This window comes from Bacillus sp. AFS098217 (genome assembly GCF_002551815.1).
Lineage (GTDB): Bacteria > Bacillota > Bacilli > Bacillales > Bacillaceae_G > Bacillus_A.
Map to the genome: position 1 here is coordinate 34,847 of NZ_NVPR01000050.1, position 14,427 is coordinate 49,273.

Annotated in this window: 17 protein-coding genes; 1 reads left to right on the forward strand and 16 read right to left on the reverse strand. The window is 35.8% G+C overall.

The window, feature by feature from the left end; all coding sequences use genetic code 11:
• Positions 1-98 precede the first annotated feature (98 nt).
• The 7 genes from sspF to metG form a co-directional block, all read right to left on the reverse strand.
• Positions 99-278, reverse strand: coding sequence for an acid-soluble spore protein SspF (gene sspF / locus COO03_RS14010; RefSeq protein ID WP_001985066.1), 180 nt, complete (start codon positions 276-278; stop codon positions 99-101).
• A 91-nt stretch (positions 279-369) separates the two neighbouring features.
• Positions 370-633 (reverse strand): biofilm formation stimulator Veg, encoded by a 264-nt coding sequence (gene veg, locus COO03_RS14015; protein ID WP_026593109.1) that lies wholly within the window; start codon positions 631-633, stop codon positions 370-372.
• A 273-nt stretch (positions 634-906) separates the two neighbouring features.
• Positions 907-1,770, reverse strand: coding sequence for a sporulation peptidase YabG (gene yabG, locus COO03_RS14020; protein WP_097897754.1), 864 nt, complete (start codon positions 1,768-1,770; stop codon positions 907-909).
• Positions 1,771-1,922: 152 nt separating this feature from the next.
• Positions 1,923-2,804, reverse strand: coding sequence for a 16S rRNA (adenine(1518)-N(6)/adenine(1519)-N(6))-dimethyltransferase RsmA (rsmA, locus tag COO03_RS14025; protein WP_097897755.1), 882 nt, complete (start codon positions 2,802-2,804; stop codon positions 1,923-1,925).
• Positions 2,801-3,358, reverse strand: coding sequence for a ribonuclease M5 (rnmV, locus tag COO03_RS14030; protein ID WP_097897756.1), 558 nt, complete (start codon positions 3,356-3,358; stop codon positions 2,801-2,803). The genes rsmA and rnmV overlap by 4 nt, the downstream gene beginning before the upstream one ends.
• Before the next feature lie 716 nt (positions 3,359-4,074).
• Entirely contained in the window at positions 4,075-4,842 is a 768-nt protein-coding gene (locus COO03_RS14035) for a TatD family hydrolase (RefSeq protein WP_097897757.1), read from the reverse strand.
• A gap of 179 nt (positions 4,843-5,021) precedes the next feature.
• Positions 5,022-7,004 carry a methionine--tRNA ligase gene (gene metG / locus COO03_RS14040; RefSeq protein ID WP_097897758.1) on the reverse strand — a complete coding sequence of 661 codons (1,983 nt, stop codon included), beginning with the start codon at positions 7,002-7,004 and terminating at the stop codon, positions 5,022-5,024.
• A gap of 371 nt (positions 7,005-7,375) precedes the next feature.
• Here metG and COO03_RS14045 point away from each other — a divergent pair, with 371 nt between their 5' ends.
• Positions 7,376-7,660, forward strand: a complete 285-nt coding sequence (locus COO03_RS14045) for an AbrB/MazE/SpoVT family DNA-binding domain-containing protein (RefSeq protein ID WP_097897759.1) — start codon at positions 7,376-7,378, stop codon at positions 7,658-7,660.
• Positions 7,661-7,680: 20 nt separating this feature from the next.
• On the opposite strand, the gene rsmI is transcribed toward COO03_RS14045, so the two are convergent.
• From rsmI to COO03_RS14090, 9 genes are all read right to left on the reverse strand, one after another.
• Entirely contained in the window at positions 7,681-8,556 is an 876-nt protein-coding gene (rsmI, locus tag COO03_RS14050) for a 16S rRNA (cytidine(1402)-2'-O)-methyltransferase (RefSeq protein ID WP_097897760.1), read from the reverse strand.
• Positions 8,525-8,815 (reverse strand): GIY-YIG nuclease family protein, encoded by a 291-nt coding sequence (locus COO03_RS14055; RefSeq protein WP_097897761.1) that lies wholly within the window; start codon positions 8,813-8,815, stop codon positions 8,525-8,527. Before COO03_RS14055 ends, rsmI begins: the two co-directional genes overlap by 32 nt.
• Positions 8,802-9,542, reverse strand: a complete 741-nt coding sequence (locus tag COO03_RS14060; RefSeq protein ID WP_097897762.1) for a tRNA1(Val) (adenine(37)-N6)-methyltransferase — start codon at positions 9,540-9,542, stop codon at positions 8,802-8,804. Before COO03_RS14060 ends, COO03_RS14055 begins: the two co-directional genes overlap by 14 nt.
• Before the next feature lie 117 nt (positions 9,543-9,659).
• Complete coding sequence (gene yabA / locus COO03_RS14065; RefSeq protein ID WP_000412052.1) at positions 9,660-10,010, reverse strand: DNA replication initiation control protein YabA; 351 nt, start codon at positions 10,008-10,010, stop codon at positions 9,660-9,662.
• A 14-nt stretch (positions 10,011-10,024) separates the two neighbouring features.
• Positions 10,025-10,852 (reverse strand): PSP1 domain-containing protein, encoded by an 828-nt coding sequence (locus tag COO03_RS14070; RefSeq protein ID WP_141523165.1) that lies wholly within the window; start codon positions 10,850-10,852, stop codon positions 10,025-10,027.
• 5 nt (positions 10,853-10,857) lie between these two features.
• Positions 10,858-11,841 carry a DNA polymerase III subunit delta' gene (gene holB, locus COO03_RS14075; RefSeq protein WP_097897764.1) on the reverse strand — a complete coding sequence of 328 codons (984 nt, stop codon included), beginning with the start codon at positions 11,839-11,841 and terminating at the stop codon, positions 10,858-10,860.
• A gap of 35 nt (positions 11,842-11,876) precedes the next feature.
• On the reverse strand, positions 11,877-12,503 hold the full coding sequence (gene tmk / locus COO03_RS14080) for a dTMP kinase (protein ID WP_097897765.1): 627 nt from the start codon (positions 12,501-12,503) through the stop codon (positions 11,877-11,879).
• 8 nt (positions 12,504-12,511) lie between these two features.
• The gene (locus COO03_RS14085) at positions 12,512-13,930 is read right to left on the reverse strand and encodes an aminotransferase class I/II-fold pyridoxal phosphate-dependent enzyme (protein ID WP_097897766.1); all 1,419 of its coding nucleotides are present in this window, start codon (positions 13,928-13,930) and stop codon (positions 12,512-12,514) included.
• Between the two features lie 78 nt (positions 13,931-14,008).
• Entirely contained in the window at positions 14,009-14,188 is a 180-nt protein-coding gene (locus COO03_RS14090; protein ID WP_097897769.1) for a sigma factor G inhibitor Gin, read from the reverse strand.
• Positions 14,189-14,427: the final 239 nt, after the last annotated feature.

The window sequence follows — 14,427 nt, forward strand, 5'->3', positions numbered from 1 at the left end:
CAGAATGAAACTACTTATACAAAATGATGACACCTTTTAGCGTGCAAAAAGCCGAGGAATTTCTCCTCGGCTACCGTAGCATAGAAGTTATCTTACAACTACTGGTTTTGTTTCATTAATTGCTGCTCTGCAATCTCAATGGCCCGCTTCACCATATTACCAGCATCTTTCGCACGAATTCCGCCCCATCCTTCTTTCTGAACAACATCATAAAATCCAAGCTCCTTTGCAAGCTCTTCTTTAAACTGATTTGACATGACTCCTCTTCGTCTACTCAATGCAGGGTCCCTCCTTATTTTGCTACGGTATAGTTAGTATGCAAAATAATATATCGTTTCATTTATGGGAATATATGTAACAACAAAATACTTATCCTAAAATAACCTCATTATGAGGATCATCATAAAACGTTAATTCTACTGTCTCTGTTAAAACATCTGCATAGCTATACGAAACACGCTGCAATGTATCTTCCTGTTGATCTAGCTGTACAACAAATACAGAGCGATATGTCTCTGCCAGCACACCGGATTGTTCCACCGTCTTTCTTCTTCCACTATTCGCCTTTAACATAAGGCGCTTTCCAAGATGATGGTCTAGTTCGCTTTTAATTTCATCTAAACGTTTTGACATATACCATGCTACACCTCGCTGTAATTTAGATTGAATACTTAAAAACACGATATATCTATCCCAATATTAATCGCAAGTAACAGATAATATAGTTACAAGAACCTAATGCGTTCGAATAGATAGAAGAAATACTATATTGTAAAAGTATCATTGTATAGTCTGTACGCTCTTACCTTTTTTTATCCAAACTCTTTCAAATCATTATTTATACACCTATCGCTTACTAAGCTAACTAAAACTTTCAAAAAAAAGCAAGGCACCCATGTACCTTACTTACTCATCATAATATTGAAAGGGCAATCCAGTTCGCAAAATCCCCCGTGTTTCAATCCCACCAAGGCCCTTTTCACCAGTAATCGTATTACGTACAACATCCCATACATTTACGCGTTCCATAAAAGAAGTAAAACTGATTTTCCCTACTACATAAACGGGATCTAAAGCATGAATGTTAATTCTAGAGGGGGAACTGGCAAAATTGGCGCCAGCCCGAATCAACGCCTCAAAATGAGATTGACATGCCCCAGCAAAAATAACAAGCTGATCTAATGATGGATATTTCTTTCGCACTTCTCGAACAGCCTGTACAAAATGTCTAGAATGACGATAAGCAGCTAAATCCCCCATCAATCCCTTTGACTTGGTATACGCATCATGACCTGTTATTACTAAGATATCAGGGCGAAAATGATCAATCAAATCGACTACTTTTTCATGCATTTCTGTTTCTTTACAATGAACACCTTGAACCGGAACACCTATCTTGGTATATAAATCTAAACACTTTCGTAAATATAGTGGGTCTCCATCTATATGCAAAACCCGCCCTGGCATTTGAAAATAATTGACTTCACTCGTATATCCACCTGTAGAAGTATGTTCATGGCGCTGCTTCATCAACACATAATCTTGCTGAAATAAGCGATATGTGCGCTCCATTGTTTCCTTTTCACGTTTTTCTCTTTTTTTATATTCGCGCTGATCAACGAGAATTAAATCTTCAAGCGGCGCATCTGCTACAAGCCTAACTTCTTCGCCAAACAATATTGCCATTTCACCTTTTATTTCTGTAATCCGAAAAAGAATATCTCGATTATACGAATGTCGTTCTACTAGATCTCCAACATGTACAGCCATTATCCTACCTCCAAACCCATTAGGCCATCTCACTAACCATCTTCTGTTCTTAACGTATGAATTCAGAGTGGAAAGGGTGACAAAAAAGACAGCTCAATTGAGCTGCCCCTTTATTGCTTATCTAGCTATTTGCAATCAGCTATCCTCATTCATTAAAGTTTTACTTTATGAGGAACTAATGCATTACTTAATGCTGCAAATTCTTCAATTGATAATGTTTCGCCTCGTCTTTTCGGATCAATTCCTACCTCTGTTAAAATACGATCTAATAACTCTTTATCTTTTGGGAAACCATTTAGGTTATTTGATAAATTGTTCATTAAAGTCTTACGACGTTGTGCAAAACTTGCTCGTACTACCTCAAAGAAGAATTTCTCATCTTTTACTTCAACAATCGGCTTTGGACGTTTTAGAAGACGAATAACCGCTGAATCTACATTCGGTTGTGGTACAAATACCGTACGTGGAACAGTCATAACTGTCTCTACTTCAGTATAATATTGAATCGCAATAGATAAAGAACCGTAATCTTTCGTTCCTGGTTTAGCGGCTAAACGATCTCCTACTTCCTTCTGCATCATAACAACAAATCCACGAACTGGTAACTTTTCTTCAAGCAATTTAAATAAAATTGGTGTTGTAACATAGTACGGTAAATTAGCTACTACCATTACGTCTTGTCCTTCTTCAAATTGTTCTTTGAATACTTCATGCACATCTGCTTTTAAAACATCTTTATTAATGACAGTTACATTACCATAAGGAGCTAATGTCTCATCTAAGATTGGTAATAATCGCTGATCAATTTCGAAAGCTACTACTTTTTTCGCACGTTTTGCTAATTGCTCTGTTAACGCCCCAATACCAGGACCAATTTCAATTGCTCCACTCTCTGATCCGATTTCTGCATAATCTACAATACGATTTAATACATTTGTATCAATTAAAAAATTTTGTCCTAGACTTTTTTTGAATGAAAACCCGTACTTTTCAACAATATCTTTTGTACGATTCGGTGTTGCGATATCCTTCATTTCTTTTCCTCCTGTAATACTTTTTTATAAGCTTCTGCAAATGCTTCTTTTGAAATTTGAAACACTTGTAAACGTTTATGTAACTGCTTTGCATTTGTATAACCAATCTTTAATAGCTTACCCATTCTTTCCCTGCGGCTTTTTGCCATTTCTCCGCCCACTAAGCCAGCATCTACTAAGTCGCTCCAACTAATTTCGCTCATATAAGCTTCCATTTCCTCATGAACATTTTCTAAAGCACGGCGAATGGATTCATTAGAAGCATGTTCTATGCCGACGCCTTTTTTCCTTTTAGCAAGTGCTTCCTCTTTTGGTAAAAAAGCATGTTTACAACCTGGAACTTTCTCAGAAATAATTTTCCGAATACGTTCTCCTGGATAATCCGGGTCTGTCAAAATAATAACGCCCCGTTTTTGCTGTGCTAATTTCACCTGCTCAATAACATGATCACCGATTGCTGAACCGTTCGTTTCAATTGTATCTGCATCAACAGCACGCTTAATCGCAACTGTATCATCTTTACCTTCTACAACGATAATCTCTTTAATTTTCATGCCTGCCTCCACACTCATTTCGTCTCTACTTAGTAAAACAAAAAAACGAATACTTTTCCATTATTATTTTCCCATTCATACAATTTAAAAAGCAGAGGAGAAAAAAACCCTCTGCCTACCATTCTTATTGTAACACTTTACTCTTTACTTGTTTTCTTCTCCACGAGTATACCTGTGCCTCAGTGGGCATTAACAAATCCACTCTGTCCCCAGCAAAGCCATTTCTATAATCTTCTATCCAAACCTTTGTACCAAGTGGAATAACACGAGAATCAACAGTGATTCATTTCATATTAAGATCAAGAAATTATATCCATCTGCACTTACAACCTTCATTGCAACACTTTTACTTATTCTCAGCCCCATTAACATGCTTTTCTTATCAAGATCTATAAGAAGATGCCCCTTTTCCTCAACTATATAAGTACAAATTGAAAAATCGACATAAAACCTTTCTTTTTAGGTGGGAGGGAGAATCCGGCCATGCATAGAAGCGGTCAGATCCTTTTCCTGCCCCATGCCAAGTGAAAACAAAGAGAGAAAATAAGTAGCGGTCACTTTTTGTTCTTCATAGCAGTGACTTATATGCTGGAAAATCAAAATGGATACATATAGCTTGTACTTCTCTTCCACTATTTTTAGCAGCTTTTTTCACCGGAAGATAACGATAGGAGAAGGTAATAAAGGAAAAGAATGGGGAGCCCCATTCTTTTCTCTTATTTAACACCAAATAAAGCTTTTGCATTTTCTGTTGTTACTTGTGCAACATCTTCATATGAAATTCCTTTTAAGTTTGCAATTTCTTCTGCTACAAGTTTGACATAACTTGGTTCATTTCGCTTACCACGAAATGGATGAGGCGTTAAGTATGGACAATCTGTTTCTATCAGTAATTTCTCCATCGGGATTTCCATAGCAACTTCTTTTGGTTTCTTTGCATTTTTGAACGTTACCGGTCCTCCTAATGAGATTAAGAAATTCATATCAATACATTTCTTCGCTACTTCCACACTGCCACTAAAGCAATGCATAATCCCTCCTACTTCAGCCGCATTTTCTTCTTCTAAAATATCTACAATATCTTGCGTTGCGTCACGATTATGTATAATAATAGGTAATTTTACTTTCTTAGCTAACTGAATTTGTTTACGAAATACTTCTTTCTGTATTTCTTTCGGAGACTTGTCCCAATGATAATCCAATCCCATTTCACCAAGAGCAACCACTTTTGGATGAGTAGCTAACTCCTCTAACCATACTAAATGCTCTTCTGTCATATCAATTGCATCAACAGGGTGCCAACCAACTGCTGCATAAATAAAATCATACGTTTCTGCGAGTTCAATTGCTTTCTTTATTGTCACTTCATCAAAACCGACAACAACTGTATATGTAACCCCAGCTTCTTTCATTCTTGCAATGACTTCCTGCAAATCTTCTTCAAATTGCTCTGCATTTAAATGTGAATGTGTATCAAACAACATGACAAATAACTCCTTTTATTTGAAATAAATTCTATTAATAGAAAAAATCACTTTCCTAACAACGTAATGACAACAATATCACAATTTTAATACAAAAAAGGGAATTTCAGAAAGTTTTCTAACAAGAAAAAAGATGCTCCACGAATGTTACACGTGAAACACCTCCTTCTTTGTCATAATTACTTGATTTTTGTACCATTTGGTAAATTTTGATCAATTGTCGCCAACGATAATATACCGTTTTCTTCGCCTGCTAAAATCATGCCTTGTGATAATTCACCGCGTAATTTTACTGGTTTTAAATTCGTTACACAAATAACCTTTTTCCCTTTTAATTCTTCTGGTGTGTAAAATTTAGCGATTCCAGAAACAACTTGGCGTTTTTCTGTACCTAAATCAAGTTGGATTTTTAACAATTTATCTGCTTTTTTTACAGGTGTAGCTTCTATTACTTCTGCTACACGTAGTTCTACTTTAAAGAAATCATCAATTGTAATTTCTTCTGCTTTTGGTTCCTCTTCCTTTTTCTCTTCTACTTTAGGAGCAGAACCCTTCATTTGTTCTTTAATATATTCAACCTCTACTTCCATCTCTAAACGTGGGAAGATTGGTTGTCCTTTCACTACTTTCGTACCAGCTGGAATGCAACCAATTGTAGAAAGACTTTCCCAAGATTGATGTGCTGCATCAGTAATGCCAAGTTGTGCAAAGATTTTACCTGGTGTTGTCGTTAAAAATGGCATAAGCATAATACCTGTTTGGCGAAGCGTTTCTGCTAAATGTGCCATTACGGATGCAAGTTTATCACGATCATTCTCATCTTTCGCCAATACCCAAGGTTGCGTTTCATCAATATATTTATTTGTACGGCTAACCAATTGCCAAATAGAACTTAATGCTACTGAAAACTCCATGTTTTCCATTGCTTCTTCTACTTTGCTCAATGTATCTTGCGCAAATGCTACCAATGTTTCATCAAATTCTGTTACATTGGCCTTAAACGCAGGTATTTCTCCATTAAAGTACTTATCAATCATCGCTACTGTACGATTTAATAAATTCCCTAAATCGTTGGCAAGGTCAAAATTAATACGTTCAACAAAGCCTTCTGGTGTAAATACGCCATCTGATCCAAATGGAACTTCACGCAGTAAGTAATAACGCAATGCATCTAATCCATAACGATCAATTAATGTAACAGGATCCACTACATTTCCTTTCGATTTACTCATTTTTCCATCTTTCATTAAGATCCAGCCATGAGCAAACACTTTTTTCGGAAGTGGTAAATCTAATGCCATTAAAATAATTGGCCAATAAATTGTATGGAATCGAACAATTTCTTTTCCAACTAAATGAACATCTGCTGGCCAGAATTTCTTATATTTCTCTTCATTCGATGTTCCGTATCCTAGTGCTGTAATATAGTTAGATAATGCATCTACCCATACGTAAATAACATGCTTCGGATTTCCTGGAACACGAATTCCCCAGTCAAATGAAGTACGAGAAACTGCTAAATCTTCTAATCCTGGTTTAATGAAGTTATTGATCATTTCATTTTTACGGGATTCTGGTTGAATGAAATGAGGATTCTCTTCATAGAACTGTAAAAGTCGATCTACATATTTCCCCATTCTAAAGAAATACGATTCTTCACGAACAAGTTCAACAGCGTGGCCGCTATCTGGGCTTTTTCCGCCGACTACTTTGTCACCTTCCATAATCGGATCAACAAGTTGATGCTCTGTATAGAATGTTTCATCTTGTACAGAGTACCATCCTTCATATTCATCAAGATAAATATCTCCTTGATCAACAAGTTGTTTAAAAATCTTTTCGACAACTTCTTTATGACGATCTTCGGTTGTACGAATAAAATCATCATAAGAGATATCCATTTTTTTCCATAATTCTTTAATTCCCGCTACAATGTTATCGACATATGCTTGCGGTGTAACTTGTAATTCTTCTGCTTTCTTTTGAATCTTTTGTCCATGTTCATCAGTACCTGTTAAATAATGAACATCATACCCTTGCATGCGTTTGTAGCGTGCCATTGCATCTCCCGCCACCGTTGTATAAGCATGTCCAATATGGAGCTTTCCGCTTGGGTAATAAATTGGAGTAGTAATATAAAAGGACTTATTTTCCTCTGTCATTGTTTTGAACCTCCCAAATGACCTCATATGTATTTATAAACAGTATATCAAAAACTGACGCATAAAAACGAATTAATAATCGATATCTTTATCATCTATTACTCATATTCCAAAAAAATATACAAAATATTTATCTGAAATATTGATAGAGTCAGAAAATAAAGTAAAATACTTATACAAGTCTTGCCTATTCTATTATATATAAGAAATAAGAAGGATAAAAAATCTATAAATCTTTTATAAAATATAGAATTTAAGAATTGACGGAAATGTAAATGATTGGTATCATATGTTCATAGGGTATTTTGTCGAAAAATGACGAATCAAAATATAGACTCGAAAACTTACAAAATATGAGGAGGATAACGAATATGAAATCTACTGGTATCGTTCGTAAAGTTGATGAATTAGGTCGTGTAGTAATTCCAATCGAATTACGCCGTACATTAGGTATTGCTGAAAAGGATGCTCTTGAAATTTACGTTGATGACGAAAAAATCATTCTAAAAAAATATAAACCAAATATGACTTGCCAAGTAACTGGTGAAGTATCTGATGGCAACCTTTCTTTAGCTGAAGGTAAAATCATCTTAAGCAAAGAAGGCGCTGAACAAATCTTAAACGAGCTTCAACAATACATTCAAGCAGCAAAATAAGCTTCTCAATTATGAGAAGCTTATTTTTTATCAACATGATAGATTTGATAGACGTCCCGTTTCGACAAATCTCGCTCTTTAGCGACTGCTTTAATGGCCTCTTTTGAAGACATTCCTTGTTCGTTTATGTATTGTTCAATATGCTCATACACTGAAACAGATTCCCACCATTGTTCCTCTGGGGCAGCTTCTTCTGTTGATCCAGCTACTAAAATACAAAATTCGCCACGAACCTCATTTTGTTTTGTCCATTCAATTGCTTCTTCGACTGAGCCACGAATAAACTCTTCAAACTTTTTCGTTAGCTCTCGGCACAATACAATTTCTCTATTCCCAAGTACTTCTTTCATAGAAATTAATGTATCATCTAGTCGATGTGGTGCTTCATAAAACATCATTGTAGTTGGGATATAACGAAGTTTTTCTAATTCGGCTTTACGCTCTTTTTTATTCCTCTGCAAAAATCCATAAAAATGGAAATGTCTCGTTTCTAATCCTGATGCAATTAACGCTGTAAGTGCAGCATTTGCTCCTGGAAGCGGAATCACATGATATTGCTCTGCCACAGCTTCTACAACAATATCGTAACCAGGGTCAGAAATACACGGCATACCAGCATCACTCACAAGTGCTACTGTCTTACCATCCTCTAACTTATCTAAAATTTTTCGGCCACTTACTTCTTTATTATGTTCATGATAACTCATAACTGGCGTTTCAATTTCGAAATAGTTACAAAGTTTTTTCGTCTGCCTTGTATCTTCAGCAGCAATAACATCCGCCTCTTTCAATATCCGAATAGCACGGAACGTCATATCCTCTAAATTACCAATTGGAGTCGGAACTAAGTATAGTACTCCCTTTTCATTTTGTTGAAAGCTTTTTTGCTGCCACATAACATTCTCCTTTTTGCATGTATTCTTCTTTTTCTCTTCTTTTTAACTGCTTAAAATGATATTCAGCTTGCATAGCTGTTCGTTTATCTTCATGAACCTCCAAGTATTTCAAAACAACCGGGAGCCTAGCACGCGTATACTTAGCCCCCTTGCCATTGTTATGGGTTTGAATTCGTTTCTCTATATGATTGGTATATCCGGCATAGTAACTTCCATCTGAACATTCCACAACATAAAAATAATGTTTATTCTTCTCCATACAAAATCGAACGAAGCTCCTTTGTATACTCATTATTTTCCTCATATACAAAAAGAGGTGGTAAAATTTTTAAATCTGCATTTCCATCCTTAATTCCTTCAATTAACAGTGTATTCGCCTCTTTACCAGCTTTTGGATATACAAATTGTACACGTTTTGGTTCAATTTTATATTTTCTCATTAACGTTATAATATCAAGCAAACGACCTGGACGATGAACAAATGCCACTTTACCACCTTGCTTCACTAATTGACTACTAGCGTATACGACATCTTCCAATGTACACATAATTTCATGACGTGCTATAGCTAAATGTTCATTCATATTTTTCTCAGATGCTTTTGGTGTTTGAAAATAAGGTGGATTACATGTTACAACATCGTATTGATGGCGTCCCAGCTTTTCTGGCATATCCTTTAAATCTCCGTGAATTAAATGAATGCGTCCTTCCAGATTATTATACCGAACGCTTCTAACCCCCATATCATATAGACGCTCTTGAATTTCTACACCTGTGATCGTACCTTTTGTTCTTGTACTTAATAAAAGCGGAATAACTGCATTTCCTGTACATAAATCAAGTAGATTGCCTCTTTGAATCGGAACCCAAACAAAATTTGCGAGTAAAACTGCGTCTAAAGAAAAATTAAACACAGATGGACTTTGAATAATTTTCATTTCTTCTGCTAGTAAATAATCTAAACGCTCATCTTCATATAAATTCATATGCTATTTCCTTTCTTACACTTAACCTACCCTATTTGATTCTCTATTAACGTAAAAACACGATTTATTCTCTCATGTATAAAAAATTACCTTTCCAAGTATATTGGAAAGGTAATTTCATTTTTTATTTAAAAATGACAGACAGAATAAACAATCTCCCTCTTTACGTACACTTCCATAATGTAAATTACAGATATGGAAACCTTCTTGATATAAGCGTGCTAAATTATCATATCCTTCGCCAATATCTGTTTTTGGTTTCATTTCTTTGCGTTTTTGAGTTTTTTGTTTTTCCTTATTCTGCACTTCTTCAAAACGACGTCGCAAATTTTCATTTTCCATTTTAATATGTTGGTTTTCTTCCAGTAATTCTGCAAGATGTTGCTTTAATTCTCCCAACTGTTTATATAAATGCCCAATTTGCTCTTCCATGCTGGAAACCGCTGCAAAAATATCCTTTTTCTCCACAAGCACCCACCTCATTAATCTGTGGTTTGACTCGAAACGACCCCTTCATTAATTAATTCATCTAACGTATATTCTACTATCCGTTCCTTGTCTACTAGTTCCACTTGAATTAATCTTTCTAAAATATTTAATCCGATGACACGTCCAAGACCATGTGGTGTTTGTATACGTTGATCTAAATCAGGAAGTTGCTCTTTTGCCGCCTCATATTCGTCATTCTCATATTTTAAGCAACACATTAAGCGGCCACACAAACCAGAAATTTTTGCAGGATTTAATGATAAGTTTTGATCCTTGGCCATTTTAATGGATACAGGTTCAAAATCCCCTAAAAATGTAGAACAACAAAGCATACGACCACATGGACCAATACCACCAAGCATTTTTGCTTCATCGCGAACACCAATTTGTCTTAGCTCAATTCGTGTCCGAAAAATTGCTGCTAAGTCTTTGACCAGCTCGCGGAAATCAATCCGACCATCTGCTGTAAAATAAAAAATAATCTTATTACGATCAAACGTATATTCTACGTCTACAAGTTTCATATCAAGATTGTGTTCCCCCACCTTTTGTTGACAAACTTGATATGCCTCTTTTGCAGCATGCTTGTTCTCTTCAACAATGGTTCGATCATTTTCATTTGCAATTCGAATAACCTTCTTTAGCGGTAATACAACATCGTTTTCATCAACTTGTTTTTTTGTAATAACCACTTTTCCATATTCAATACCTCTTACCGTTTCCACGATCACAAACTCATTTTCTGAGATATCAAATTGATTAGGATCAAAGTAATATACCTTTCCGGCCTTCTTAAAGCGAACACCTACTACATCATACAAAACGGTCATCCCTCCTGCAACCGCAACACTAACTGTTCGAACACAAGCCGCGCATTTACATTAGCGTTGATTCTATTTTTTGCCTCTAATATATTAAAAAGAGCTGATACAATGCGCTTCTGAGCATAGGAGAAAGATTGGAACATCTCCTTTTGCTCCTGGAAAACAAGACGATCTTCCTCTCCTAATTGAACATATAATAAATCCTTATAAATAAGGAGTAACATATCTAAACCTTGCTGTAATTGTTCCTTCTCTCCAAAGTGTTTCCCCCATTTTTCTTGTACAAAAAAAAGAGAGGCCGTATCTTTTTCGAGCGCTTCACATAATTTTATCACTAAAGTTCGTGCTTGTGCAAACCATTCATCATTGCACAGTAATAATGCTTCCTCAAAACTATTCGTAATTTGTGCAGCAAGAGTAGATAAAGAAACTGTAATACCTTCACTCTGCAATCTCTCAATTAAAGATTCAGTAGGAAGTGGTCTAAATGTAACAACTTGGCAACGAGATAAAATAGTATTTAAAATTTGATGACTTTGTTCAGTAAGTAAAATAGCTGTTGTATCACTACTTGGTTCTTCTAAAAATTTCAATAAGGTATTGGCAGCATTTGCCGTCATGCGGTCTGCATGCTCAATAATGTATACCTTCTTATTTGCTTCTAAGCCTGTTTTTGAAAACTCTTCTTGTAAATCATGAATTTGTTGTTTTTTAATAGATAATCCATCCGGTTTTACAATATGTAAATTAGGATGATTACCCGAATCAATTCGGCGACAATTCGTACATGAATGGCAAGGCTCTACACCATTTCTTTGTAAGCAAAGAAAGCTTTTGGCCATTTGAATTGCCGTTGCGAATTTTCCTGTTCCTTTTCCCCCTTCTAACAAATACGCATGGGATATACGCTCTTTTACAATGCTATTCATCAACATCTTTACACCAATGGGCTGTATAGCAGAAAGCTGCTCCCACGTCTTCGTCATAATGCATACCTCACTTGTCTCATACTTGCCTTCTATTATAACAATTTACCTTCTATAAGCTGAATGGCTTCTTCTACAATCTTTTCCATTGGCTGGTCAGCATTCACAACAGCAATACGGTCTGAGAATCTTTCTACAACTTGTAAATATCCCTCACGTACGCGCTTATGGAATGTGATACTTTCCATGTCTAAACGATTTACTTCCCTACCAGCATCTTTTTCAATACGTGCTAAACCTACTTCTGGCTCAATATCTAAATAAATTGTTAAACCAGGCATACAATCTTCTGTTGCAAAGCGATTAATTTCAAATACTTTATTAATCCCTAAACCTCTTGCATAACCTTGGTAAGCAAGAGAGCTATCAATGAAGCGATCACATAATACAAGATAATTCTCCTTCAATGCTGGCATAACCTTTTCTACTAAATGCTGCCTACGCGCCGCAGCGTATAATAGTGCTTCCGTACGTGCTTCCATCATCGTGTATTCTTGTTTATGTAAAATAGTTCGAATCTCTTCTGAAATTGCAATACCACCTGGTTCTCTTGTCGCAATTACCTTTTTCGCTTTCTTTTCAAAGTACGGTAATAACTTGGTAATTAATGTTGATTTACCTGAACCTTCTGGTCCCTCAATTGTTACAAATAATCCCTTCATCCTAAAACCTACTTTCTCTCTATACCATATACATCTATAGATGTTGTATTTCCTTGAAAACGCGCTCCAGTTTCTTCTAAATAAGAAATTTGTTTAACATGCTCTTCCGTAATTTCCTCCCCATACATGATCAATGGAATTCCTGGTGGATATGGAATAACCATACCGGCCGAGATCATACCAACAGCCTCTTGCATGGGTACCACTTTTTTCTCATACCCTTCTAATTGTTTATACGTAAATTGCAAAGGAGAAATTCCCCCATTGTAAGTATACCGAATAGATGGTGTCTTGTCTTTCACCTTATAATTCTGTAATGCTAGTCGTATTGACTGCACCGCCTCCATATACTGATCGTTTACTTGTAATGGTAAAATAAACAAAACATTATATGGATCTGCCATTTCTGTATATATACCTACTTTTTCAAATATGGACTGTAATTCGTATCCAGATAACTGGCAGCGTGTTTGTACTGTAACCTTTAGTTCATCCTGCAAGGGATACTGTAAAACAGCAAGTTGGGGAATTGACTGCAACCTCGCCCTAAATCGCTGCATAAATTCTATAATTTTATGACATCCTTCTTCTTTCCTATTTGCTAATGCAAAACGAGCTACATCAAGTGATGCCATAATTGGATAAGATGGGCTGCTAGATTGTAACATATTTAAATAGGAAGAAACCTTTTCTTCATTTATTAAATGACTATTTATATGTAAATACGATCCCATGGTCATAGCGGGTAATGTTTTATGTGCTGAATGTACAACAATATCCGCACCATATGCCAGTGCAGACTTTGGAAACGGCTCTCCTAGGCAAAAATGTGCACCATGTGCTTCATCCACTAAAACAGGAATTTTATGCGTATGTGCGTAAGCAATACTTTCCTTTAGATTTACTCCCATACCGTAGTAATTGGGATGTGTTAAGACTAGTGCCTTAGCACTTGGATATTGTTCAATAGCCTTCTTAATAACCACATGCTGAACTCCAACCGGTACACCATACGCTTCATCCACCCAAGGTTCTAAAAAGACTGGATGAACTCCAGCTAATTTCAAACCATTGATAACAGATTTATGACAATTTCTTTGTACAAGTACGATATCATGCTCTCCGCAGCAGGATAAGATCATTGCCAGGTTCCCGACAGTAGAGCCATTAACTAAAAAGTAACTTTTTTGGACGCCATATACTTCAGCTAACAGTCGCTGTGCTTCATCTATACACTCAAATGGACTATGCAGATCATCTAGCCCTGTCAATTCTGTTACATCGATAGAAAGTATGTCACTAAAACCAGTTCGGGCCTCCTTTGGAAAATCTAAGCCATTCTTATGCCCTGGAACATGTAAAGATAAAGGTTTCTTATTTTTAAACTGGATTAATGCCTCATATAATGGCATTCGACTTTGATTCATATTTATCTCTTCCTTACTTTTCATTCTCTATCTATTATACAGATATTAGGGCAAAAAAAATAATAGGCATGCGCCTATTCATGAATATGATATTTCGATCTTTCGCAATTGCTGTAAATAGTATATATATTTAGGATCATTTGTATCTGTTCTCACCATATCTCGTTCACAATCACCACATATAAAACTAGTGCGTACATGTATACCATTATCTCTTTTATTTTCACATACAATACAGACTTCATCTTTTGATTTCATAGCTTTATCCATCTCATTCTTCTCTAAATAAAAATGAGTTAGGACATTTCCTCCCCTCTCTTTGAATTCAAGCATTTCATATTTCTATTCCTTGACACTTTTCAAAAAAATATACATCGTTTCGTTATATATATGATATGAATCTTATTTGGGCAATGTGTTTGTTCTTTATAATCTTTTCAAATACAAAAAAGACAAGTCAAAATGACTCGTCTTAAAGTTGCTTGGCGACGTCCTAC

Excerpts from the sequence above, each read along its gene's own strand:
- veg (WP_026593109.1), bottom strand. The coding sequence starts at position 633 with ATGTCAAAACGTTTAGATGAAATTAAAAGCGAACTAGACCATCATCTT.
- yabG (WP_097897754.1), bottom strand. The coding sequence starts at position 1,770 with ATGGCTGTACATGTTGGAGATCTAGTAGAACGACATTCGTATAATCGA.
- rsmA (WP_097897755.1), bottom strand. The coding sequence starts at position 2,804 with ATGAAGGATATCGCAACACCGAATCGTACAAAAGATATTGTTGAAAAG.
- rnmV (WP_097897756.1), bottom strand. The coding sequence starts at position 3,358 with ATGAAAATTAAAGAGATTATCGTTGTAGAAGGTAAAGATGATACAGTT.
- COO03_RS14035 (WP_097897757.1), bottom strand. The coding sequence starts at position 4,842 with ATGTTGTTTGATACACATTCACATTTAAATGCAGAGCAATTTGAAGAA.
- metG (WP_097897758.1), bottom strand. The coding sequence starts at position 7,004 with ATGACAGAGGAAAATAAGTCCTTTTATATTACTACTCCAATTTATTAC.
- COO03_RS14045 (WP_097897759.1), top strand. The coding sequence starts at position 7,376 with ATGAAATCTACTGGTATCGTTCGTAAAGTTGATGAATTAGGTCGTGTA.
- rsmI (WP_097897760.1), bottom strand. The coding sequence starts at position 8,556 with ATGTGGCAGCAAAAAAGCTTTCAACAAAATGAAAAGGGAGTACTATAC.
- COO03_RS14055 (WP_097897761.1), bottom strand. The coding sequence starts at position 8,815 with ATGGAGAAGAATAAACATTATTTTTATGTTGTGGAATGTTCAGATGGA.
- COO03_RS14060 (WP_097897762.1), bottom strand. The coding sequence starts at position 9,542 with ATGAATTTATATGAAGATGAGCGTTTAGATTATTTACTAGCAGAAGAA.
- holB (WP_097897764.1), bottom strand. The coding sequence starts at position 11,841 with ATGACGAAGACGTGGGAGCAGCTTTCTGCTATACAGCCCATTGGTGTA.
- tmk (WP_097897765.1), bottom strand. The coding sequence starts at position 12,503 with ATGAAGGGATTATTTGTAACAATTGAGGGACCAGAAGGTTCAGGTAAA.
- COO03_RS14085 (WP_097897766.1), bottom strand. The coding sequence starts at position 13,930 with ATGAATCAAAGTCGAATGCCATTATATGAGGCATTAATCCAGTTTAAA.
- COO03_RS14090 (WP_097897769.1), bottom strand. The coding sequence starts at position 14,188 with ATGAAATCAAAAGATGAAGTCTGTATTGTATGTGAAAATAAAAGAGAT.